General features: G+C 64.7%; 18 protein-coding genes and 1 tRNA gene. 7 read left to right on the forward strand and 12 right to left on the reverse strand.

The window, feature by feature from the left end:
* Positions 1 to 199 precede the first annotated feature (199 nt).
* The 8 genes from ACIBBB_RS27070 to ACIBBB_RS27105 form a co-directional block, all read right to left on the reverse strand.
* Positions 200 to 862, reverse strand: a complete 663-nt coding sequence (locus tag ACIBBB_RS27070) for a hypothetical protein (protein WP_398986359.1) — start codon at positions 860 to 862, stop codon at positions 200 to 202.
* 14 nt (positions 863 to 876) lie between these two features.
* Entirely contained in the window at positions 877 to 1,125 is a 249-nt protein-coding gene (locus tag ACIBBB_RS27075; protein ID WP_398986361.1) for a hypothetical protein, read from the reverse strand.
* A 29-nt stretch (positions 1,126 to 1,154) separates the two neighbouring features.
* Positions 1,155 to 1,349, reverse strand: a complete 195-nt coding sequence (locus ACIBBB_RS27080; RefSeq protein ID WP_398986363.1) for a hypothetical protein — start codon at positions 1,347 to 1,349, stop codon at positions 1,155 to 1,157.
* Positions 1,350 to 1,385: 36 nt separating this feature from the next.
* Positions 1,386 to 1,616 carry a hypothetical protein gene (locus tag ACIBBB_RS27085; RefSeq protein WP_398986365.1) on the reverse strand — a complete coding sequence of 77 codons (231 nt, stop codon included), beginning with the start codon at positions 1,614 to 1,616 and terminating at the stop codon, positions 1,386 to 1,388.
* A gap of 162 nt (positions 1,617 to 1,778) precedes the next feature.
* Positions 1,779 to 3,908: a cell division protein FtsK gene (locus tag ACIBBB_RS27090; RefSeq protein WP_398986367.1), complete on the reverse strand. Its 2,130-nt coding sequence runs from the start codon at positions 3,906 to 3,908 to the stop codon at positions 1,779 to 1,781.
* Positions 3,909 to 4,016: 108 nt separating this feature from the next.
* Positions 4,017 to 4,964 carry a DUF2637 domain-containing protein gene (locus tag ACIBBB_RS27095; RefSeq protein ID WP_398986369.1) on the reverse strand — a complete coding sequence of 316 codons (948 nt, stop codon included), beginning with the start codon at positions 4,962 to 4,964 and terminating at the stop codon, positions 4,017 to 4,019.
* Complete coding sequence (locus tag ACIBBB_RS27100; protein ID WP_398986371.1) at positions 4,961 to 5,239, reverse strand: hypothetical protein; 279 nt, start codon at positions 5,237 to 5,239, stop codon at positions 4,961 to 4,963. Before ACIBBB_RS27100 ends, ACIBBB_RS27095 begins: the two co-directional genes overlap by 4 nt.
* Before the next feature lie 95 nt (positions 5,240 to 5,334).
* Positions 5,335 to 5,721 carry a hypothetical protein gene (locus ACIBBB_RS27105; protein ID WP_398986373.1) on the reverse strand — a complete coding sequence of 129 codons (387 nt, stop codon included), beginning with the start codon at positions 5,719 to 5,721 and terminating at the stop codon, positions 5,335 to 5,337.
* 337 nt (positions 5,722 to 6,058) lie between these two features.
* On the opposite strand from ACIBBB_RS27105, the gene ACIBBB_RS27110 reads away from it, so the two are divergent.
* The 3 genes from ACIBBB_RS27110 to ACIBBB_RS27120 all read left to right on the forward strand — a co-directional run bounded on the left by ACIBBB_RS27110 (position 6,059) and on the right by ACIBBB_RS27120 (position 11,091).
* Positions 6,059 to 6,847: a GntR family transcriptional regulator gene (locus tag ACIBBB_RS27110; protein ID WP_398986375.1), complete on the forward strand. Its 789-nt coding sequence runs from the start codon at positions 6,059 to 6,061 to the stop codon at positions 6,845 to 6,847.
* A 5-nt stretch (positions 6,848 to 6,852) separates the two neighbouring features.
* The gene (locus tag ACIBBB_RS27115) at positions 6,853 to 7,614 is read left to right on the forward strand and encodes a glycosyltransferase family 2 protein (RefSeq protein ID WP_398986377.1); all 762 of its coding nucleotides are present in this window, start codon (positions 6,853 to 6,855) and stop codon (positions 7,612 to 7,614) included.
* Positions 7,615 to 8,613: 999 nt separating this feature from the next.
* The gene (locus ACIBBB_RS27120; RefSeq protein ID WP_398986379.1) at positions 8,614 to 11,091 is read left to right on the forward strand and encodes a tetratricopeptide repeat protein; all 2,478 of its coding nucleotides are present in this window, start codon (positions 8,614 to 8,616) and stop codon (positions 11,089 to 11,091) included.
* Between the two features lie 151 nt (positions 11,092 to 11,242).
* Here the strand turns inward: ACIBBB_RS27120 and ACIBBB_RS27125 are convergent, their stop codons facing one another.
* Positions 11,243 to 11,998 carry a GntR family transcriptional regulator gene (locus ACIBBB_RS27125; protein WP_398986381.1) on the reverse strand — a complete coding sequence of 252 codons (756 nt, stop codon included), beginning with the start codon at positions 11,996 to 11,998 and terminating at the stop codon, positions 11,243 to 11,245.
* Positions 11,999 to 12,864: 866 nt separating this feature from the next.
* Here ACIBBB_RS27125 and ACIBBB_RS27130 point away from each other — a divergent pair.
* A complete protein-coding gene (locus tag ACIBBB_RS27130) occupies positions 12,865 to 13,599 on the forward strand; it encodes a GntR family transcriptional regulator (protein WP_398986383.1) in 735 nt (244 codons plus the stop codon).
* Positions 13,596 to 13,985, forward strand: coding sequence for a hypothetical protein (locus tag ACIBBB_RS27135; protein WP_398986385.1), 390 nt, complete (start codon positions 13,596 to 13,598; stop codon positions 13,983 to 13,985). The genes ACIBBB_RS27130 and ACIBBB_RS27135 overlap by 4 nt, the downstream gene beginning before the upstream one ends.
* Positions 13,986 to 14,247: 262 nt before the next feature.
* Here the strand turns inward: ACIBBB_RS27135 and ACIBBB_RS27140 are convergent, their stop codons facing one another.
* Positions 14,248 to 15,171: an FkbM family methyltransferase gene (locus ACIBBB_RS27140; protein ID WP_398986387.1), complete on the reverse strand. Its 924-nt coding sequence runs from the start codon at positions 15,169 to 15,171 to the stop codon at positions 14,248 to 14,250.
* A gap of 1,001 nt (positions 15,172 to 16,172) precedes the next feature.
* Here ACIBBB_RS27140 and ACIBBB_RS27145 point away from each other — a divergent pair.
* Together ACIBBB_RS27145 and ACIBBB_RS27150 are read left to right on the forward strand one after the other, a co-directional pair.
* Positions 16,173 to 16,499 (forward strand): hypothetical protein, encoded by a 327-nt coding sequence (locus ACIBBB_RS27145; RefSeq protein WP_398986389.1) that lies wholly within the window; start codon positions 16,173 to 16,175, stop codon positions 16,497 to 16,499.
* Between the two features lie 1,623 nt (positions 16,500 to 18,122).
* Positions 18,123 to 18,209, forward strand: a tRNA-Ser gene (locus ACIBBB_RS27150).
* A 144-nt stretch (positions 18,210 to 18,353) separates the two neighbouring features.
* Here ACIBBB_RS27150 and ACIBBB_RS27155 read toward each other — a convergent pair.
* Both ACIBBB_RS27155 and ACIBBB_RS27160 read right to left on the reverse strand, forming a co-directional pair.
* A complete protein-coding gene (locus ACIBBB_RS27155; protein ID WP_398986391.1) occupies positions 18,354 to 19,739 on the reverse strand; it encodes a tyrosine-type recombinase/integrase in 1,386 nt (461 codons plus the stop codon).
* A 59-nt stretch (positions 19,740 to 19,798) separates the two neighbouring features.
* Complete coding sequence (locus ACIBBB_RS27160) at positions 19,799 to 19,987, reverse strand: helix-turn-helix transcriptional regulator (RefSeq protein WP_398986393.1); 189 nt, start codon at positions 19,985 to 19,987, stop codon at positions 19,799 to 19,801.
* Positions 19,988 to 20,165: the final 178 nt, after the last annotated feature.

Below are 20,165 nucleotides of genomic sequence, written 5' to 3' on the forward strand. Positions count from 1 at the left end.
TCAGCAGAGTGTTTCGGTCAGCCGCGGGGACGACCGGGCGAGCACGGTGGATGTGGTGCATTCTGATGGCACCTCCTGATTCCGTGGATGGGATGGGAGGCACCGGGGCAGCGGGCTTCATTGATCCGTCGACCGCTGCCCCGGGCTTGATGGCGAGTGCCGTGAGCGGTTGTCGACGGGCAATGCCTGGCTTAGGCGGTCAGGGTCGACGTGCCGAGGAGCTGGCCGTTCGGCTCGTAAGAAGCACGAAGTGAAGAGCGCTTTCGGCTGCCGCGCCGTACGCGTACGCGCTGTCGGCGAGTCCGGCGGCGCACGCCGACGCGGCGGTGAGTTCTGCGGTCTCGTAGTCCGCCAGGTCCTCGTAGAACTCGAAGTCCGATACGAGAGCGCGGGCGCGCCGACGCTCGATCACGTGCTCTCGTAGTCGGGCGAGATCGCTGGCACCAGTCCATTGGCCGAGGGCACCGTTGATCTCGGGAAGCGCCCCCTCAGGCAGGTCGTACCGGCCGTTACGGCGGCCGAGTTCGACGTGCGGCGGACGTTCGCCCGCGAGAACGGACCGCACTGCGGCGATGGTGCCGTACGCGTAAGCCAGCGCGGCGTTCTCGTACAGGTCCTGCGTGTTGCTCGCCAGATCGCTGTACAGGTCACCAAGCTTCAACAGAGCGTCGTCGTGCGGACGGACGAAGTCCCTACCGGGGACGTGCACGGAGCCGTCCACGGGGAGCAGCCGAGCCGGGTCGATGTGCCAGGACGCGACCCGCGCCGCCTGATTGGCGGCCCGGTACTCGCGAGCGGCGGCGCCGAGGGCGTGCACGCTGTCCGTGAGGCTGTGGAACCAGGGGATGGTGTCGCTGGTCATGGATGGTCCTCCTCTCAGAGGCGCGTGGGCGCCCAGGTGTGTTCGGCGGCCGACAGGATCAAGGCACGGAGGTCGTCGCCCACCACCGCGACGAGACGCCGCTCGATGGCCTGCCACGAGACGGGGTCGATGGCCATGAGCGACGCGACGGCCGCCGGGCCGCGTCCCTCCTCGATGGCGGTGAGGGCGTCACGGAGTTCGCCGGCCGCCATCAGCGAGATGCGCGGCGGGGCGGGTGCGTACTGCTGGTACTCGTCGAACATGGCGGGGTTCCCTTCCCGTACGTACGAAGTCACTGGCTGACGTTGCGGACCGCGTTCGCGAGCGCGGTCATGATCTGGTCGATCGAGCCGGCGGCGCTGGTCCGGGAGAGGTAGAAGCCGAAGAGCACGGCGACGACGGCAGCGCCGATGCCGAGCGCCCTGAACCGCAGGAGCAGGGCCAGGAAGAGACCCGTCAACGCCAGAGCCGAGATGGTGAGAAACACGGAGCGGCCTCCTTGAAGCGCGCAGAGGAAGAGAGATCAGCGGGTGTCGGCGCGGTGGAGACGAGAGGCGACGTTGTAGAGGTGCCGGCCGACGCGGACGCGCCTGCCGTAACCGCGGCAACGGCGGCAGTCCCGACCTCGCTTGATCCGGCCACGGCGGTTCTGCTTCATGCGGAAGCCCCAGCCGTGGCACTTGCGGCAGGTACCGAGCGGCGAGACGGCGCACAGCACCGCGTAGCAGAGCGTGAGGAATATCAGGGCGGGCATAGCGGTGAGCAGGGACGGCATCGAAACCCCTCCCAGGGCAGGAATCAGGGCATGCGCGAGGAAGGCCGCTAGAAGCTAGTGGCCTGTTCAGAGGTGGTTTGTGCTGCTAGCGAGGGTGCTAGACCTAGCGGGTGTCCCAGCTAGGTCTAGCGGCGCGTGGAGCTATGCCGCGTCGGCCTTTCCGTCACGTTCCGCGACCGCCCGCAGGACGTCGGCGCGTTGGATTCCGCGACGGTTGGCGCCCTTACCGTCGTCGGTTACGCCCCATACCTGCGTGGTGCGGATGCCGAACGGCTTGAGCGCGGACGTCAGTTGCTCCGGGGACCACTGGCCATACACGTCCGGCCGGAGCCCGGCCAACAGCGCGGCGAGGGATTCGCCCCACACCTTCGGCTTTCCGGCGGGCATGACGGCGAGGAGATCAGCCAACAGGTCGTACGCCGGGCTTTCCCCTGCGGCGAACGCCTCCCCCAGCGCGTGGCCGGAGAGCGTGCCGACCGCTTCCCGAAGAGCGCGGGCGCGTAGGGCGATCCGCTCTGCGGCCATACCGTCGATGTTCGAGGCGCTGACGATGCGGGCATCGGCGCCTTCACCGACGAAGTAGTGAATGCCCTTGTCACCCCAGGCGAACATCGTCGCCCGGATGCCCCGGCGATACGAGGACGTGCCGAGAACCATGTCGTTCTCCAGTTGGCCCATGACTTTCAGGCACCACCGGGCCGACGCGTTCGCGCTGATGCCGGTAGGCAACGCCTTGGCGTCCGGGCGCTGCGTCGCGAGAAGAAGTACAAACCCGAGGGCCGGACCGCGCTTCACCATGTCGGTGCAGATCTCCTCGAATTCCGCCCCATGCTTGGAGTGTTCGAACCACTTCTGGCACTCGTCCGCACCGATCACGATCGGATGCAGTCCCAGCTTCGCCTTGCTGGCCAGGGCGGAAGTGACCTTCGACTCCGGGCAGATATCGCGCGGCAGCGACCGAATCACCTTCGCGCGGCGCCGCAGCTCTTGCCGCAGCTCGCGCAGGTCCGCCAGGGCGTACTCGAAGTCCTCCTCTTCCTCCCCCGCCCGGTGCCGGTGCGAGACCGCGTCGCCCACGGGGTCGAGGTCGCCAGTGCCCTTCATGTCATACGTGTGCAACTCGGCACGCACGTCGAGGGCAGCGATCAGGAGCAGGAGGCGTAGAAGGAAGGTCTTGCCCATACGCGGGATCGCGCCGATGACACCCGCGATGTACATGAGAGTGATCTCCACCCACCGCCCACGCTGATCGGTGCCGAACCCGACCGGCTTGAACAGGTCGACCGACCCACGCTCGACAAGTGGCCAAGTTGGTTTGGGTGCCTTGGCCATGTCCTGGTCTCCGACCCACAGCCTCAGTCGGCCGGTGTGTTCGTCGGGAACCGCCTCCGGCCATACGCAGCCGAGCGGCCGACGCAGGCCGGATGCCAACTTGTCGCGTCGGTCGACCACATCCGTCACGGTCACGCCGTACGGGAGGTCGCCCTCGGCCATCCATCCGGGACCGTCCCGCGTGATGGGTGCGGTGAAGCTGAATCCGGGACCGCCCTTGGACTGCGCCTGGTTGATCGCGGGGATGCCGAGTGAGCCCAGTGCGCGCAGCACGATGTCACTGGTCAGCTTGGTCGCCTTGGGGATCTCGACCGCTCGGCGGATGACCGGAGCGTCGGCCGGCTGCCCCAGCCGACCGAGCGCGAGAATGGCGGCCGAACCAGCCAGGGTGAGCAACCAGGCCGGGGCCAGGACGTACAAGGTCAGCGCCGTTGTCATCCCCACGACCGAGGCGAGGACGGCGACGACCGTACGCCAGCGCACACGCCGGTCCCGCTGACGCGAGAGCTTCAGATACTCGTCCACGTCCTCACGGGTGGCCGAGGCCTGCCGGAGCGGTTCTCCCTCGGCGTCGGCGACCCAACGCAGCGAGCCGCTGACGAACCTGGCGGCACCCCAAGGGGCTTGGAGCACCAGACGCACCGTGTACCAGGGCGTGCGGACGCCGTGGTACACGGCGACGTGCCAGGCATACGCGGCAACGCCCTTCCCTGCCGACCTGAACTCGGATCGCGATTTCGCCCAAGTCGGAACGACCGGGCGGCGCTTCGCGCCGAGCACCCGACTCATCAGACCGGGGCCGGTCGACTGGCTGTCGCGGTCAACCATGACGGGCTTGGTGGGGTCGCCCGACTCGTACGGGCCTGAGTCGGCCGACCCGGTCGGGCAATTGGGGTGGGCTTCGTCGTCGCCGTTGTCTTCGTGGTTGTCGTGCTTCACTGGTTCTTCCTTCCGGAACGGGAGGGAAACCGAGGCCCGGCCCTACCCGCCAAAGCAGCGGCCGGGCCTCAGTTCAAAGGGTGTTACGGGTACGGGCTCGGGCGCGAGTCAGACCACGGCAGGGGAGATATCCGCTTCCGCGTCCTCCGGGGCGCGCTCGGACCTGAGCACGTCGCGCAGTTGCCGGGAGCGTTCCTGGCTACAGCCGAGGGCCCTACGGATGGGCTCGGCGTCCAGTGCGTCGTACGGCCAACTTGCCGTCGCTACACGCGCCTTGGCAATCGCCTCGCCCCAAGTCAGACGCGAACTCTTACGACGGCCGCGGGGCTTTCGCGGAGGCTTGGGTTCGGGGGCGGAGTCGGACTCGTCAGGAGAGTCGGGCTCGGTCTCCGTCTCGTCCGTCGGCGCTAGCTCCCCCAACTTCAGCAACACCAGATCGCGTTCCGGCGCCTTTCTCCGCCAACGCCGCCCGTACCGCTCGCGCAACTCGGCGCGTACGAGTAGCCGCCGCTTCTCCAGCGCGAGCGCCTCGCGGTAGTCGGTGGTCTCCCACAGCACCATCCGGCGCCAGAGCATCAGCGTCGTACGCGGCGCGAACAGCCAGCGTGAGCGGCGGATGCGTTCCATCCGGGCGCCAGTGGCGACGCCGATGCGGACCGCGTACACGTGCGCGGCGATCTCGCTCAGGACGACCCACAACAGAGGCATGGCGCCGTGGGCGATCTTCGCCGACAGGGAGGTGCCGGCCGCGATGTTCAGCCAGCACGTGATCAGGGTCAATCCCCATGGCACGAACCGCACCCACGCCAGCGGCATGCCGAGCCGGATCAACAGCAGATTGGCCGCGGTGAACACGGGAATCGCCATGTCGATGCCGACCGGCAGCATCCACGCCTCGGTGAAGCCCCAGCGGGTCGCAGCGGTGGAGACGGAGTCGTACGAGGCGACGAGCCCGAGACCGCCCACGCCACCGCCGGCGGGAATGACCACTCCCAGCAGCGCTTTGTCCGCCCTGCCGAGTGGGGGCGGCGACGTCTGTTCCGCTGCCGCGCTCACGCTGCCCGCCGCATCGAATTCGGCAGTGCGTCGGCTCGGCGCCTCAGCGGTACGACCGCCATGAGCTGAGCCGCGTAGAGCGCATTGAGTAGCGCGCACTCGTCGTCATCGCTTCGTTCGATCAGCTCGGCCAGTACGTCGCGGGCCGCCGTCTCGCGGGCCGCGCGCTGGCCTTCGGACTCGTCATCCTCGCCGAGGAACAGATCTCGGAAGTCCTCGGGGGCAGCGCCGTCGAAGGCGCTGAAGGCCCCCTGGCCACCGGCGTACACACGCATCGGTTCTCTCCTATACATGGGATGGGACGGGGAGGGGAGCCGGGGCGGTGTGCATCTGTGATCCGTCGACCACCGCCCGACGGCTGAGGAAGCACTCAGACGCGGAAGCGCCGGGGACCGGTCAGACGGGTGCACCACTGATATGCGGTGAGTACGGCGGTGAAGCCGCCGAGGCCGGACAGGAACATCAGCAGCCAGTCAGCGCCCAACGCGTGGGCGGACAGGCAGCCGTAGAAAGCGGCGAGTACCGCAAGGACGATGACGACCAGGGCGAGCACACGTCGGCCGGTCGAGACCCGCCTGGTGTGGCGAGCCAGTAAGTCCAGGTCGTACGGCTCGCTCAGCCGTACCGCATTGCCGGAGACGTCGCCGGAGACATAGATGGCCACGCGGTTGCCGGTGGCCCGGCTGGTCACGCCGACGACTATGCCGACCGCCATGTCGGAGCGATCTCTCACGACGTCGCCGATTCCGAGGTGCATCGGATCTCCTTCCGGGAGTGGAGGACAGGACGGTTTCGAGACGACCGTTCAACAGGGACGAGCGGTCATGACCTCCGGCAGCCCCGCACTCGGCGGCGGTGCCGAAGATCAAAAGCACTCGTTCGTTCAGGCACGCTGTTCAGTTCTCAAGGCACGGACGCTTCCTTCGGACCCGTTTCGCGGGGCCCTCCAGGCGCACAGCAATTCAGCAGGAGATGTACTCCTCAACTCCTCTTGATGAGTTGCCTTGACTATGACCTGCCTCTCCCCCAGTCGTCAAGACCTCTTTATGAGTCGTATGCTGGCGCCGTCATCAAGAACGGGACGGTGAGCCGCAGTGGCCAAGGTGTACGAGCGGATCGCGGACGAGCTGCGTCAGTCCATCCGCGCAGGTGAACTGCTGCCCGGCGACCGCCTGCCATCGGAGACGAGGCTCGCGGCGGAGCACGGGCGGAGCGTGCCGACCATCCGCGATGCGCTTCGGCTTCTCCAGGACGAGGGGCTGATCGAGAAGCAGCACGGCCGCGGCAACTTCGTCCGCAAGTCCCGCACCTCGATTTTCCGGGCGAACAGTCGGCATCAGTGGGAGAAGGAGCGCGCGCGCGCTCCCGAGGCCACGCGGCTGAAGACCGGCGCGACCGAGCACGACACCGGCCTAGAGATAAACGATCTCGTTTTCCACGCGGCTTACAGCGACGGCGTGGCGGGTCCGGAGCTCGCCGAGGCGCTCGGCGTACCCGAGGGAACCGCGCTCCTGGTGCGTACGTACCGGACGCGGTACGCCGTCGAGCGATCCCCGTTCAACCTGGTCACGTCCTACCTCATCCGCTCCCTGGTGGAGAAGAACCCGGACCTATTGGACGAAACGAAGGAGCCCTGGCCGGGGGGCACGCAGAACCAGCTCTACACCGTGGGAATCGAGCTCGGCCGCATCGAGGAACGGGTCACGGCCCGGCCGCCGACACCGGAAGAGGCGGAGGAACTGGACCTGCCGCCGGGGACCTCGGTTCTGCTCCTCCGCAAGACGTCGTTCGACCTCGACAACCGCGTGGTGGAGATGTCGGACGTCACGCTGCCCGGTGACCGCACGGAAATGCTCTTCACCACTCCCCTGGAAAGGTGGTGAGTGCCGTGCGCCGGCGCGTCATCATCATCACGGCCGTACACCCACCATCCGCGCACTTTCTGCCGGACGCATACAAGTCGCTGTGCAGGCAGGAGTTGCCGGACGGCTGGGACTGGCACTGGGTGATTCAGGAGGACGGCAAGAGCGACAAGGTCGCCCCGCATGTCCCCGACGATGACGTGCGCGTGACGTTCCGTCAGGGGCGTCCTGGTGGACCGGGCACGGCCCGCACCCTGGCTCTCGCGCACGCGGACGGCGAGTACGTACGGATCCTGGACGCGGACGACCAACTGCCCCCGGGCGCACTGGCCCGCGACCTGGCGGCGCTCGAAGCCGACCGCACTCTTGGCTGGGCGACGTCCCGCGTACTCGACCTGCTCCCCGACGGCTCAACGGTCGGGTTCGACGGCGACCCGGACAACGGACCGATCGAGCGCGGAGCGGTACTCGACTACTGGTCGTCCCACGACTACCGCGCCCAGGTCCACCCGGCAACGCTTTTCGTCCGCCGCGAACTGCTCCTGGCGCTGGGCGGCTGGATGGCACTGCCGGCCTCGGAGGACACGGGGTTGCTGCTGGCCCTGAACGCGACGAGCCGCGGCTGGTTCAGCAGCGAGGTGGGTCTCCTGTACCGGAAGTGGCCGGGCCAGGCGACGAGCCAGCCAGCCCACACGGACGCAGGTGAGCGCGACGCCCGGATGGCAGTGGTGGAGGCGCGGGCGCGGGCACTGGCGTACTCGGGTTGGCGATATCCAGTAGCGGACTGAACTGCCTCCCCGCCCACTCCAGGCTGGAAGACGCCGTCTTTGGGTTTCCACCCTTGCCCACCTGATTCTGCATCGACAACGGAGCATGTTGCTCCCCTAGTCAGCCCTCACGGCAAAGGCGTCTTAGGGCGGGGCCAAGAGTCTGGTTGTCAGGTCGGTCCGGTGGCCCTGGCTGGCAGCTGTCCGGGGACCACTCCGGACAGCTGCAGCTGACTAATACCTTCAGTTCCGAGCGCTGTGCCTTCAGTTCCTGTCGGACGTGATCATCGGTTCACGACCCAACCGGCCAGTGTCTGCACGGCACCGGAGCTGAGACCAGCAAGGATTTGGCCAATGAGAATGATGGATTGGCTGCGGCGTCGGCTGCGGCGGATCTCGCTGGCGTCAGCGTCTGTCATGACGGGCTCCTGTGTGCATTCACCGCCTGCCGATTGCAGTCGGTGTCAGTGCCATGAACTGGCTTCCTGAGGGTTTCCGGCGAAGGCCATCCGTCCCGTTCTAGGGCAACTAGGCTGTTCAGCCTGGGGTTTGTGACTTTTCCGGAGGATGGTGTGTCCGGAGATCGTGAGGAAGGGAGAGGGTGCAATGGGAGAGCACGCTGACAGGTTCTGGGCGGAGCTGAAAACGCTGTACGAGGCGGCGGGTACACCGACGCTGGCCCGCTTGGTCGCTCTCGCGGGCGAACAGCAACCCCCGCTGAGGGTGTCTGATTCGACTCTTCAGGCTTGGCTCGCGGGCGAGACAGTGCCCAGCACGCGACACAGCACCTACATCGTCGTGCTGATCCGATTTCTGCAAAGCCGGGCAGCACGGTCGAAGAATGGGTACGTCGCTCGGCCCGAGGGTTGGTGGCAGCGCCTGCTATCTCAGGCCCGAGACGAGCGATCCAAGGCTCGCGGTGGTCGGCCTCGTCGGGCGATTACCCCCGGCTCGTTGATGGGACCGGTGACATTGCCTCCGGCTCCGGTCGTCTTCACGGGACGGACCGAGGAGATTGGAGTGGTCCTTGAGCGCCTCGACCCTAACCGTGAACAAACAGAGCAGCATCACGACGTAGCAACAAGCCATGTTGAAGCTGCTGTACACATTGCGGTGACAGGTATGGGCGGGGTCGGCAAGACTGCCCTCGCACTGCATGCGGCACACCAAGCCAGCGCACGAGGCTACTTTACCGGGGGGATCCTGTTTGCGGATCTGCGTGGTTACACCCCGGGCGCAGCTTTGGATATCGGCGGTATTGCTGATCGTTTTCTGCGTGTGCTTGGGGTAAGAGATCAAAACCTACCCTTCACATCAGAAGGTAAGCGTGACGCTTGGCACATGATGCTAAATAAGATGTCAGCGCAGGGGAATCCGCTGTTGGTCGTGCTGGACAACGTCCGTACTGCTGATCAGGTTGCTGGACTGCTTCCCGGCTCCCCTCATCGGGCGCTTATCACCTCCCGTCATACTCTTTCCACCTTGCCGGTCTACTCCGTCAGCCTGAAGCCCTTCGCTGAAACCGACGCCGTCAACCTCCTTGATGAGGCATTGAGAGTTGCCAACTCCAGCGACACACGGGTCACCGCACAGCTATCCGCAGCCCAGCATCTGGTTAAGTTATGCGGATATCTTCCGCTAGCCTTGTGGATTATTGCAGCACTGCTGCGCGATGAACCAGACCGCGCTTTGGAGGACCAGCTCAGGGAGCTCATCGATATTCGAACGCGTTTGGACGTATTGGCTTACGATGCCGTCGATGAGCAAGGAAGATCCTGGGCGGTACGGGCGACTTTTGAATTGTCCTATCAGCATTTAACTGGCACGCAAGCTGCTGCATTTCGATTGTTAGCTGGAGCCCCGGGGGCAGATATAAGCACGACTGCGACAACTATCCTACTGAATCAGCCCAACGTGCGCCGATTGTTGGCTAGCCTGGCTCGCGCCCACCTCTTGCAGTCCGCCCCAGATGATCGATGGGTAATGCATGATCTAATTCGTATATTTGCTAGCGAGAAGGGGCAGCTTGCGTGCGCTTCTGCGGACGGCCGAGAGAGCGCTGTAGTACGTCTTTTGGACTATTACTTCACCACCGCGCAGGCTGCAGATTATCATCTGGATGATGGCAGCGAAATTGTTTCCTCCGGTCTGTTCAACGACCGTGAGCACGCGTTGACGTGGCTTGATGCCGAACGTGCCAACCTAGTCGCAGCTGCGGTGGCTGCTTTTGAGATGAACCACCAATCCGGCACGGAAATGACCTTCGTGCTCGCCCAATATTTCGATCAGAGACGACACTTGATCGAGTGGATCACTCTCTGCGAGGCAACTGTTGCGCACTGCCGAAAGATTGGGAACGTAAAACGAGAGGGCATGGCTCTGGTCAGTCTCGGCGCAGGTTACAGGGAAGCCAGGCGGTTTGAGGAGTCGATCGACGCGTATGTGAAGGCTGGCGCTATCTTTGAAATAATTGGTGATTGGCGACGTGAAGGCTTTACGTCGACGGGATTAAGGGCGGCTTCAAGGGAAAGTCGCCGTTTTGTCAATTCAATCGACAGACAACAAAGAGCGGTGTCCATATTTCGAGAGATCGATGAATTTTGTGAGTTAGGTTCGGCGTTTAACGGTCTCAGTACGACTTTGGCCGAGGTGCACCGACTTGATGAGGCGATTTCTGCAGCTCGCACAGCTGCTGCCGTGTTTCTGTCGACTGGTAATCACGCCGGTGCGGGTAGCGCTTTGAATAATCTTGGGGTAATGCTGGGGCGGGAGCATCGGTTTGATGAGGCGATTAAGGCGCACAATCTTAACATCGATATTTGTCGGGAGTTGGGTAGTCGTCATTCGGAAGCGTTAGGTCTGAGTAATCTAGGTACTGTTCTTTCAGGGGCAGGTCGGTTTGATGAGGCGATTTCTGCACATAGTGAGGCTGTTGCTATCTTTCGAGAGGCCGGCGACCGCCACCGCGAAGGCCAGGCCTTGAATAATCTTGGGATAGTACTGAATCAGGTGGGTCGGTTTGATGAGGCGATTTCTGCACATAGTGAGGCTGTCGCTATCTTTCGAGAGGCCGGCGACCCCATCCGTGAAGGCACGGCACTAAATAACCTCGGAATGGCTTTGCAGGAGACGCAGCAGTTTGACGAGGCGATTACCGCCCACAGTCGGGACCTCGTCCTTTGTCGAGAGAACGAGGACCCTCACGGTGAGGGCATAGCGTTGAACGGTCTTGCATGCGCCTTGCGGCAAGTGCAGCGAATAAAGGAATCGATCGACGCGTGCACTTCAGCCATCTCCCTAGCGCAAGAGACTGGTGATCGCAGAAACGAGGGGTGTGCGCTTAACAACCTCGGTATCGCTTTGATGGATATAAATCGATCCGCAGAGGCGGAAGATGCATACGGTAAGGCTGCCGCTATTTTTCGCGAGATTGGGGATCATGAAAGCGAGGCTCAAGTGGTACACAACTCGACGGTACCTCGTGGTGATCACCGATAATGTTCAAGTTTTTTCTTAACGATGCAAAAATAATTAGTTATGCGATATGGTCGCTACAGGCGGGTGGTGAAGGAGGTGTATAGATAGGCTTTTCACCGACGCCTATTGGGGCCTCGCTATCGATATGACTGAACCAACGCCTCACCCAAGATTAATTTTGGATCGGCACTTCGTAGACGATCTCGCAGAGCGTTGCGGGGATGATGATGTCCGCCGTCTCTACCGGGCGCGAATCGTCGCTGTAGTACGTCCGCCGGATCCGCGTGACCAGCGTGCCGCGCTGGATGCCGAGGAGTGTTGCCTCCTCGGCATCCGCCTGTCCGGGCTCCGGCTGTTCCACGACGTGGCTCACCGTGATGCCGATCGCGGCCATTCGGTCGACAACGCCTTTGCCGGCGTGGGGCCCGCCCTCGGGGAGTACGACGAGAGTGCCTGCCGTGACGTCGTACGGCTCCCAACTGGTTGAGATCTGGGCCGGCTTGCCGTCGACCAGGAACTCGTAGGACGTGCGGACGCAAAGATCGCCCTCCGAGATGCCGAGCCGCGCGGCGATTCCCGCCGGAGCCGGCGCCTTCGCCTCCGTACGGCTCTCCCACGTCCCCCGCTTGCCCAGCGAAGCCATGTCGGCCCGGAACGGTGAGCCCCCGCGCTGCTCCCGATACTGCGAGCGGACCATGCGCAGGCGCTCGCGCGGCTCGGCGACGTACGTGCCCGATCCCGCACGCCCCTCCAGGACGCCCAGCGAGATGAGCAACTCCTGGGCGCGGCGAATGACGTTCTCGCCGACCCCGCATTCCTGCGCGAGTTGCGCGCGGGAGGGCAGGCGGTCGCCCGGTGTCCAGTCCTGGTCAGCGATGCGCTGGCGCAGCACGTCGGCGATCCGGAGGTAGGGCGGTTGCTCACGCATGTAGAAAATCTAGTCCACTAGCTCTAATCTAGTTAACTAACTTCACCTATAGTGATCGCATGGCGACGGAGGCTCTGTGCCCTCACCTGAAGAACGTGCTGGTCACGTGACTGCACGCCTCTCCGCTGTCGGGCTCACTCCGCGCGTGACGGAGCACGACGATCACACGTACATCGAGACGGAGGTGCCGGGTTCGGCCCCCGCCGAGACCTGGCAAGAACTGTTACAGGCGTTGGAGGCAGCCGATTTATTCGGGCTCATCGTCACCTGCGCCGGCGGTCGCACCGTGTGGGCCGCCATCAGTAAGAACGCCCCCGGGACAGCCATCACTGTCCGGGGGCATGGCCTTCAGCCCTAGGGAGCTGATCAGCGTGTTCGACCCTATCCGCCGGGCTGCCGCATGGACCAGACGGCAGTTCGTCCCTCTTCCCAAGAATCGCCATCGGCGTACGTCGACGGCCGGGCCGACCGAGGCGCGCCCCTCGACTCCGGCGCGGCCGGCGGCGCAACGGCTGTGGTACCCGAAACACGCGGAACCGATCCTCGCGGAGGAGACCGTGCTCATCCGTCCGTACGTCATGACCGCTGAAGAACGCGCGCGGGAGTGGTGCGGTTCGCCGGCCCGTACGTTTCTCATCCGGCCGTACTTCGAGCAGCCAGAGGTGAGCTGATGCGCGGGCACCGTCAGCAATTGCCTCAGGCAGAGGTGACGCCGTACGTCTCGTCAATCTGCCGGGTAGGCACGCATACCGCGTGTGAAGAGACGGATCTCAAGAGCCCGTCGGCCCCGGTGTCGGTCGTCTTCGAGACGTGTGGTTGCCCGTGCCATTGGGACCAGGCCGACGAAGCACGTACGGAGGCCGCCCATGGCTAACCGCTATCAGCACATCGCGGACGAACTCCGTCGCCTCATTGCCGCCGGTACGTGGCTGGTGGGCGACCGGCTGCCCTCGGAGCCGGAACTGGCCGCGCGCTACCGGGTCAGTACGCCAACTCTGCGCAACGCGCTCGAAGTTCTCCAGGGCGAGGGCCTGGTGGAGAAGCGCCACGGCAGCGGCAACTTCGTACGCCGACCCGGACAGCGGGTGACATACGCCGTCGACAGGCGTGCGGAACGGCGGGGGATAGTCAGCACGGCGGTGGACGTCACGCTTGAAACGGCCGCAGTGGAGGCCGACGGCCGACTGTCTACGCTCCTGCGCGTGCAGACGGGCAGCCCGTTGACTGAGTACGCCTTCGTCAGCCATCTCGGCACCTCACCGCGGACCCTGGCTCGCGTATACGTTCCACACGCCGTGGCTGAGCTCGGTCTTCCCGAGGACGTCTCCGATCCCTGGGGCGGCAATGTGCGGGACCTCTTGGCCGCGGCCGGTGTGCGGGTGGTGACGATGACGGAGCAGATCACTGCCCGATTCCCGACGGCGAGTGAGGCGCAGACGCTGCACATCACCACGCGGACACCTGTGTTGGCGGTGCAGCGGGTGGCGACCGACGCTGACGCACGCGTGGTCGAGGCAGCGCTTCTGGTGCTGCCCGGCGACCGCACAGAAATCCTTCTCACCACTGGCTCTGACATCGAGGAAATGGAGGCAGCCGGATGAGTGCGCAGCGCAACGAAACAACGCTTCCGACGGCCGCAGGTCGCGACCTGGCTCTTCGACTGTTGCCTTGGAACACGCTTGATGGGAAGCCGTGCTACCTGAGTGCCGATGGGACCGGGGGAGTGGTCTCGCGTCTCGCGGACGAGGTGGAGGAGGCACAGACGGAGTCGGGTTCGGAGGTGCTTGGGGGCGCGAAGGCCGTACTCGCCGACGCGAACGCCGGGACGCGGGAACTCCGCTTCGCGCTCGCGCGAGTGACTGAGTCACTGGGTGACGTGCTTCGGGTGGCGGAGAGCAGGGGCGCGCGGCTGCCGATCCCCTACGAAGACGATGAGGATGGGGAAGGGGACGAGGGCCCGCAACTGCCGACAGAGGCCTTGGGATGACCACCACGGCGGCTCGCCCTGAGACGCGGGCGGCGGTCTCTCCGGCGACGTACTGCGGGTGCTGCGCGGGGCACCGCAAGATCTGGTGTCCGGATTGCTGCGGCTTCCGAGGGTGCGCAACGTGTCGTCGTACGCGTCGAGTCCCATGCCCCGTTTGCGCCGGCGGACGACGAGACCCCATCCGCTGGTCGTAGTCCCGCTACGAACCGCGGCCCGGCTCCTCACTCCAGGGGAGCCGGGCCGCGGCGCGTTCGCGGGCGAATCAGCCGAGCGTTTCCGCGTCGATCCGGGAGAAAATCAGATCGCTCTCTTCGACAACCGGCCCCCGCCAGCGCACTGGCAGTACGCGCGGCCCGCGAATTGCCGCAGGGTAGGACTCGGGTGCGTAGTCGTTGGCGAGCCGGTAGACGTGGAATCCGTGCTCGCGCATGGTCGCCAGCAACTCTTCGACCGAGTCGCCAAGTTGAGCCATGCGATCGGGAGTCACCTCGACGGTGATCTCGGCGTCCGGCCGAAGCTTGTCGAGCAAGGGCGCCAGCCCGCGTACGACGGGCCCCTCGGCGCCCTCGACATCAATCTTGATGACGCGCGCACTAGCGATCTCCGCTGCCGTCAGGATCTCCGGAAGCGGGAGTGCCTCGATCTCGAACGACGACTCCGCCGGCCCGTCGTACGGGACGATGCTGTTAGCCCCCATGTTCGCTGAACTGGCCAGCACGAACGTCAGCATCTTCCGCTCATCGGATACGGCCCCATTCACCGCACGCACGTTGCTGCAGTCGTTGAGCCTTACCTGTTGCTGAAGCTTCTGATGGAACGCAGGCGACGCCTCGATGGCCACCGCTCGACCCCCGTCCCCCACGAGTTGCGAGGCGAGCACGCTGTAGTACCCGATGTTCGCTCCGACGTCGATGAAGATGTCCCCCGGCAGTAGACGTCCCTGCAACCACCGCGTCATGTGCGGTTCCCATACGCCGAACATGTAGAGGTACCTCTGGATGAGGTCCTGGGTGTCAACCGCGAACCGGGCCCCGAAGCGCGACCGCACGACCCGCTGACGCGGGCGCTCACGCAACCGAGAGTTCAGACACCGCGCAGCGAGCGGGAAATTGCCGAGAGAACCCGGAGCATGGCGCACGTACTCACGGCCAACAGTGACCAGCGGGTTTGCGTAGCCGTCACCCATCCAACTCTGCCTCTCCGTCGAGCCCCACGAGAACCGTAGCTCCGCTGGCAACGTGTTCGGGGTCGGCAGGTCCGGCGTCGTGCCATCGCCAGAGGGAGCACGAGGAGTGGGCGACTCCACCGCAGGCAACCCGCCCACCCATCCGCAGCCCTTCAACAGGGCGCCCGCTTACTCCCGCGTCAAAGAGTCAATACCACGGTGATCAACCCACACCGGTCGTAGCGACGACCAGAGGTTCAGCAACCCGCGGGTGCTGATCCACCATGATCGCGAGGCAGGAAAAGTCAGGAGGAGCAGAAGATACGTCGGAGTCTTAGGGGCGTTCGGCATTGGGCATCCTCCAGTTTTCGGCATGCAGAGGCCGCATGCCAACGGCGGGTGTAGTTGCTCCGCCCCTTTGCGGGGTGGAAGCGGAACAGTGCGCATTTTGGAGAACGTGACGGTAAGCCGCGCAACCCCGAATTCCCTTGGTTGTTCGGGTGACCTGGTCGGCGATGCCACCCAGGTAACGACTGGTCCCTACGCTCCCGTCTGGAGCAACCAGCAGTAGGGCTCTGACCTGTGCCTTTATGGAACTGCGCCGCAGTGCCCCGCGGATCGACCGTCAGGATTCCCCTGCGGAGACCGGGCCACCGTGCCTCGGGCCGACGCCTGTACAGGACGAGAGGCATAGTCGCGCAACCCCTCCTTCAATGCTCTTCCTCACTCTCCTAAGATCCTCTAGAGATGTAGATGACTTCTGTCTCTGGGGGACGAGTTGGGGACCGGCGAGCAACTGGTAACCGTCGCCGCGGTGTTGCTCGGTGCGCTGACGACGCATCTGACCAACTACGTGATGGAACGGAGCCGACATCGGCGGGAACTGCTGACTCGGTGGGATGACCGGAAGCTGGACGCGTACGGCGGCTACGTGGACCGCGTGCGGGCCGGCATCTTCCTGGCGGTGCGGCTGTACGAGCATCGGGAAGGGATGCCGGACGAGCGATCTATCCGAGACGGAGATGGTCGCCGACCTGGCCGAGGCCGAACGCTTTCGGGGGCAGTCGTTCGAGCAAGTCATGCTGCTTGGCGGCGATGACGTCGTAGAGGCCGCGCACGAGTTGCACAGTGCCATCCGCGCGATCGACTGGCAGGCAACCGGGAAGATCAACGCTACCCTGGAGGAGTGGCGGGACCTCCACCGTGTGGCTTTCCGCGGGATCAACGAGTTTCACGAGGCGGCTCGGGTAGACCTCGGGGTACAGGGGAAGGTGTCGGGCGAGCGACACCCGGAGCGGGATCTTCTTCTGCCCTCGGCTCGTCGGCAGGGGGACAACACCTCTGCCTAACCCAGAGCGTGCGTATCCTCCGATGCGCTCTCCCCAGGTGTCCCCAGGAGGGTCCGGGCGGCAGACGTTGGGGGATCCGTGCAGGTCATCGGCATACACCGTCGGGCGGATGGATCCTCTTGAAAACCGTTGAGTTCTAACTTCCTCTAGAGTTTCAAGGCGTCTTGCCCCTATCTGGGGCTGGCTACGCCGGTTGCGCGACATGAACGAACGCCAGCGCTGAGGAGAAACCCGCTGTGGTTGGGGCGGTCGGCTCGCCTCGACGACCGGTACGGCGGGCTGTAGCCGAGGCGACACAGTCCGCCGTACCATAGTCGAGTCCTGAGCAATGAGAAATTACATGATGAACAGGACGTAATACCCAGCGATTGCGGCGATGGCAGTCGTCACAATCAGGGACTTGAGGCGGGCGGTCCGGGACTCATCGGCAATGGCGAACCGGACCGTCTGCCCTACTTGGGTGAACATTTCGCGCACTATCAACCTCCATATATTTTTCGGCGGAAAAACCTTCTAACCTTTAGTGCTTGAGGCAACAAAAAAGCCCGACTTCTATTAATGTGGGCAAAATTCGGCCACACAAATAGAATCAGGCTTAATTCGTCTTGACTGTATGTAGTTATAAACCTTCGAGCTCTGATGCACCAACCATTTACAGGTGAACGCCTGCCAGCGAGGGTGAGACCTCTATGTTCGGAAGGTGCCGAGCGAGCTTCAAAGTATCACAAGGTGATGCCTTGTCAAGAGGCCTGCTCAATGGGGATCTTGAGAGCTCGTCAGCCTGGTCGTAGGGGACGCGAGCCGCAGGCTGTGCAGCACTGAAGTACACCAACCTGAGCAACCAGTGATGTCCGTCAACGACCCGTCGGCCCCTGGACGGGCTGGTGTGACCGTCGTTGATCGATCTGGTTTGAGCTACGGACTAAGAGCTCGCCGAGTGCATCCACAGTCTCATCGGCAGTCCCGTGCGTGCCTGTTCGCAGCCGTTCAACAGGAGGCCCTTGTGCGTGGGAGCCGCTGCCCCGCACGGCTGCGAACTCTGACGAACGGATCCATGCAGAGTTGGAAAGCATGTTGGGGGCAACCCTCACGAGTTCGAATCTCGTATCCTCCGTCATTGCTCTCACCGGCCTTGAACGTCGGCCTGCTCCTAGGCGATGCCCAGAACGTACCTCCGCCCTGTTGCGCGGCGGAGGACTCGACATTGTCAGCTCGCTCGTCTGCAGCGTCAGCATCCACGGAAACGGCCAGGGACTTACCGTCACCCCGGAACTCATCTCTCACGATCCTGGCAATCGGCCATGGTGATGGCCAGCGTTAGTGAGACCGGCTAATGGTGCGAGGCCATCGCGCACACCACCGCCGACCGGCCCCGTTATCGCTGGGCCCTGGACGAGCCCGCTCAAGTGGACCTCGGGGTGCGGGGAAAGGTCTCGGGCGAGCGGCATCCCGAGCGGGATTTGCTGCTGCCAGCCGCGCGCCGTGAAGGTGGAGCCGCCCCGTAAGGTCGGCGCTGTGGCTGGCTGGCCAGGCGTCGTGTGGCCAACCTGTGGCCAGGGCTGCGTCTCTCGATCAGACAGCCGGTAGGCTGTAGCCGCTCCGTCGCTGGTCGGGCGGGGCGTGGGTGGGTTGCCCGAGCGGCCTAAGGGAACGGTCTTGAAAACCGTCGTGGCAGCGATGTCACCGTGGGTTCAAATCCCACACCCACCGCAGCAGGTCAGAGAACATGCAGGTCAGAGGGCGGGCCCCCGACTCGGGGGCCCGCCCTCTGCGCTCACCCTGTCTCACCCTGAGTCGGCTGTATCCCACCGTTGACCAGTACGTATGGGCCATGTGTGGGCCAGAATCGCGGACTCACCCACCACTCAGACCCCGCTCAATGAGTTCGTTGGCGCGGGACTGTTGCCCCTTAAGGATCTTGGCGTAGAAGCGGAAGAGGACCGCGAGGCTGTGGCCGGCACGCTGCGCGACTTCCATCGGGTCCACCCCGGAGTTGATCCACAGGGACACTCCGGCGTGCCGGAGTGAATACGGCACGTCCGCGAGAGGTGTCTTGGCCTCTCTCGCCGACAGGGCCTTGAGCCGAGCCGAGTCCCAGAGTTCGCAGTACTCCGTGGACCGAACGCGCCCGCCCTTCGCGGCGCGGAACAGCCTGCCGTCGTCCGCCACCCCGTACCTCTCTTTGTGGCCCCGGAGCATCGCGGTGAGCACGGGTGGGATGGGCACGGATCGAGTGGCTGTCCGGGCACGCCGCTTGAGTCCTCGATGCTCGAACGACTGCCCGTCGTTGGTCCACCCCGAGCCGACCTCGGGCTGGCTCCCGGCAAGAACCAACTCACCCCAGCCCTTCTCAGGCAGTTTGCAGTCCTCGGCCCTCAGTGCCGCGATCTCCGAGGGCCGCATGGCCGCGTAGTAGAGGCAGCCGAAGAACGCGGCCATGTGCTCACCGCGCGCGCTGAGCTGCCGTACGGCGTCGATCAGGGCGGCGGCCTGGTCCGGGTTGGGGACGTATCGGAAGTCGACTTCGTCGTCCTTGTCGGGGCCGGTCCAGTCGACGCGACCGAGCGGGTTCGAGGCGAGGGTTCCCCGCTCAACCGCGTACCGCAGAGCGTTGCTCAGAACCATGCGTTTACGGTTCACCGTATTGTCCGCCGCCGGCATCCCGTTGAGCTTCTTGGACAGCGCGTCCAACGCACTCCGGAGCCGTTCCGACTTCCCGACCTCGGTCATCTTGACCGTATTCGCAGAGATCCAGCCGAGGGCCGCCGCGATGTCCGCCGGCGGCACCTCGACCTGATGACGCAAACGCAGCGTGCCATCTCCCTCTTGTGCCGCGCGGAAAGCCCATCCGTAGAGCGCCCGGCGCAGGACAGCAGCATCGGGGGCACCACGAGAACTGGATACGAAGGCTGGCGTAATCGTGGCGAACGTCTCTGCGATGCTCGCACGGTGCTTGGCCGCCGCCTTCGGCCACTTCATCAGCACGTACGCGGTGGCGTGCTCGTACCAGGTGGGCGTCGTCAGCGCCGCGAACTCCGAGGCAGGGAGCCCGGTCTCCTCGTCGTACTGCTCCCGGTTGCGCAGCGCGGCCAGCAGCTCGGACTGCCGTCCTTCCGCCTGCGGCTTGAGCTTGAAACTCCGCGAGTGCGAGCGCTCGCCGACGCGCCACCGCAGCTCGAACGGCTTCGGACGGCCCTTGCGCTGCCTGATGGACCAGATGTCTACGTCGTACGTGAGCATGGCTCTCCAAAGGGAGAGGGGGCCCGCCGTACGGCGGGCCCCCTCGGTGTGGGGCTGGATCAGGCGGCAATCTCTTCGCACCCGGACAGCCATGCGTCCAGGTCCGAACGACGCGCGCGAAGCTGCCCGTTGGGGAGTTTGATGAGGCGCGGGCCTTGGTTGCGGGCACGCATCCGGTAGAACGCGGCTCGGCTCATGCCGATCTCTTCAAGGACCTCAGGGAGTTTGAGCATCTGCTGACGTGCCACGGCTTCGACTCCTTGCGAAGTTGAGTGCTTCGGTCGTCGTGGTCCCCTTCTGGGGAGTCCGCCACGTCCGCCACGCCGCCACATCGCAGGTCAGGGCCTTGCGTTTGTGGCGGATGGCGGTGGTGTGGCGGATAGGTGCCGCCACACCCTGGGATGTGGCGGCACCTGGTGTCGGGGC

Source organism: Streptomyces sp. NPDC051217 (assembly GCF_044455465.1).
Taxonomy (GTDB): Bacteria; Actinomycetota; Actinomycetes; order Streptomycetales; family Streptomycetaceae; genus Streptomyces.

Coding starts and splice junctions, on each gene's coding strand:
- ACIBBB_RS27105 (WP_398986373.1), bottom strand. CDS start 5,721: ATGCACCTCGGAATCGGCGACGTCGTGAGAGATCGCTCCGACATGGCG.
- ACIBBB_RS27100 (WP_398986371.1), bottom strand. CDS start 5,239: ATGCGTGTGTACGCCGGTGGCCAGGGGGCCTTCAGCGCCTTCGACGGC.
- ACIBBB_RS27140 (WP_398986387.1), bottom strand. CDS start 15,171: ATGGGTGACGGCTACGCAAACCCGCTGGTCACTGTTGGCCGTGAGTAC.
- ACIBBB_RS27125 (WP_398986381.1), bottom strand. CDS start 11,998: ATGCGTGAGCAACCGCCCTACCTCCGGATCGCCGACGTGCTGCGCCAG.
- ACIBBB_RS27145 (WP_398986389.1), top strand. CDS start 16,173: ATGGTCGCCGACCTGGCCGAGGCCGAACGCTTTCGGGGGCAGTCGTTC.
- ACIBBB_RS27130 (WP_398986383.1), top strand. CDS start 12,865: ATGGCTAACCGCTATCAGCACATCGCGGACGAACTCCGTCGCCTCATT.
- ACIBBB_RS27135 (WP_398986385.1), top strand. CDS start 13,596: ATGAGTGCGCAGCGCAACGAAACAACGCTTCCGACGGCCGCAGGTCGC.
- ACIBBB_RS27070 (WP_398986359.1), bottom strand. CDS start 862: ATGACCAGCGACACCATCCCCTGGTTCCACAGCCTCACGGACAGCGTG.
- ACIBBB_RS27155 (WP_398986391.1), bottom strand. CDS start 19,739: ATGCTCACGTACGACGTAGACATCTGGTCCATCAGGCAGCGCAAGGGC.
- ACIBBB_RS27075 (WP_398986361.1), bottom strand. CDS start 1,125: ATGTTCGACGAGTACCAGCAGTACGCACCCGCCCCGCCGCGCATCTCG.
- ACIBBB_RS27085 (WP_398986365.1), bottom strand. CDS start 1,616: ATGCCCGCCCTGATATTCCTCACGCTCTGCTACGCGGTGCTGTGCGCC.